The sequence below is a fragment of the Streptomyces echinoruber genome (genome assembly GCF_014651135.1).
GTDB lineage: Bacteria > Actinomycetota > Actinomycetes > Streptomycetales > Streptomycetaceae > Streptomyces > Streptomyces echinoruber.
Map to the genome: position 1 here is coordinate 1 of NZ_BMWH01000076.1, position 1,688 is coordinate 1,688.

Sequence of the window (1,688 nt, forward strand, 5' to 3'; positions counted from 1 at the left end):
CGGGATCGTGAGTCCTACTCGTGTCGCCGCGTCGAGCTGCGCGGGCTTGTACTCGGCCCGTGCGATGGCCTGCGGGTGGCTCAGGTACAGGCACCCCGACAGCGCGCCCAGCACGCCGCCCAGGCCGCGCCGGTTCTCCTGTGCGGCGAACCTGGCCGCCTGCTCGCCGCTACTCGTCGGGTAGGGACTCGGCCGACGGTGGTACAGCGCACGTACGGCAGACAGATCGGCCGTACGCTCCCCGACCGTCAGCCGCCCCTCCCAGCCGCCCGCTCCGAGACGCGCGGCGAGCACCGCGGGGGCGGGGAAGTCGCGCCCCGGGTCGAACCGGAGGACGGGCACCCGGCGCCGGTTCAACTCGGCGATGACCAGATCGGCGGTTGCGTCCTCGTACTCCGTGCAGACCAGCACCGGGCGTCCGTCCACGGCGTACCCCTCAGTCCTGCGTCGCGTCGTGGCCGGAGTCGGAGTCCTGCTTGCCGTCCTTGCTGACCTGCGTGGGCGGGTAGGTGTTCACGCTGGTGCCGTGCTTGCCGAGTTCGGCCGGCGTCATCGCTCCGTCCTCGCCGACCCATCGGCCGGTCTGCGTGGCCGGGTCAAGGCCCGCGTACCGCCACGGCGAGGGGGAACCGTTGCGCAGCGGCGCCATACGGCGCAGCCCCCACGGGGTCGGCGCGGTGGTCTCCGTACGTGCGAGGCTTGTCTGCAAAGTCTCCTCCTTGGTCGCTTCCTACGGTGTGCCGTGCTGGCCCCGCCCCGGCAGGCGCTCGACCTGTCCAAGGGCTGCGGGCGGATGATCCGACCGGGGCGGGGGTGGTGCCCGCCCCCTACCGGGGGTGGTGTGGGAGAACCGGTCAACAGGTCATCCCCGGCAGGGGGCGGAGTCTTCACAGGTAGAGCTGTCGTTTGCAGGCCCGGCAGTAGGTCTTGCCGTCACGCTTCTCGGTCTGCCAGTGCTCACACGACTTGGTCTTGGTCATCGCGCCACCCCTACAGGCAGGAACGCGGTATACGGGGCACGGCCCCGGCGGGGCGCCCGGTGACGGCCGCCGGAACCGCCCTCGGGCAGGGCGCGCGACGGGGGCACGTGGGCGGGCACGGCGAGGGTGGCGGACTGCGCGGCGCAGTCGCCGGGTCCGTCCCGGTCGTGCGCCTGGACGCGCACCATGTGGGCAAGCTCCGCCAGGCACGGGCCACAGGCGTACACGTCGCCCGTCGCCCCGGGCGTGGTCACGGAACCGACCCACAGCACGGCCACGCCTTCACGGCGGCAGAACAGCCAACACGCGCCGGTCACCCACGGGTTGCCGTCGCCCGTCTGCGCGACCAGGGGCCACGCATCCCGCCACGGGCGCTCAACGGACGGGGAGAACATCAGGCCATACCCCCGTCCGCCCCCGCGAGTACGGCCAGTTCCGCCGGGGGGCGCATCACCGCGTAGTCGGCGAAGTTCCGACGGTAGCGCCGGTGTCCGGTCTCCTGCGTGTGCAGACGCTGCCACTCCTCGACCGGCCCCGGGCCGCTGTGCGTGCCGGACTCCGCCCCGCACTCCGATTCGTCGCCGGACACGCAGCGGGCCTCGTACTCAGGCTCTGCCGTCTGGTCCTGCTCGATGGTGAACGGGACGTAGCGGAGCACGCGCCGGGTCACCGCGCCGTCCCCTGCTGCTCGCCCACGTTCGACCGGAG

Annotated in this window: 3 protein-coding genes; all 3 read right to left on the reverse strand. The window is 72.8% G+C overall.

Translation table 11 applies throughout. The features are described from left to right. Positions 1–426 (reverse strand): MvdC/MvdD family ATP grasp protein (locus IE225_RS32530; protein WP_373303295.1); only part of this gene is annotated, 426 nt, incomplete at its 3' end. A gap of 10 nt (positions 427–436) precedes the next feature. Continuing rightward, positions 437–709, reverse strand: a complete 273-nt coding sequence (tgmA, locus tag IE225_RS32535; RefSeq protein WP_229880212.1) for a putative ATP-grasp-modified RiPP — start codon at positions 707–709, stop codon at positions 437–439. Positions 710–1,374: 665 nt separating this feature from the next. Then, a partial coding sequence (locus IE225_RS32540) for a DUF7848 domain-containing protein (RefSeq protein ID WP_229880213.1) occupies positions 1,375–1,688 on the reverse strand: 314 nt, incomplete at its 5' end.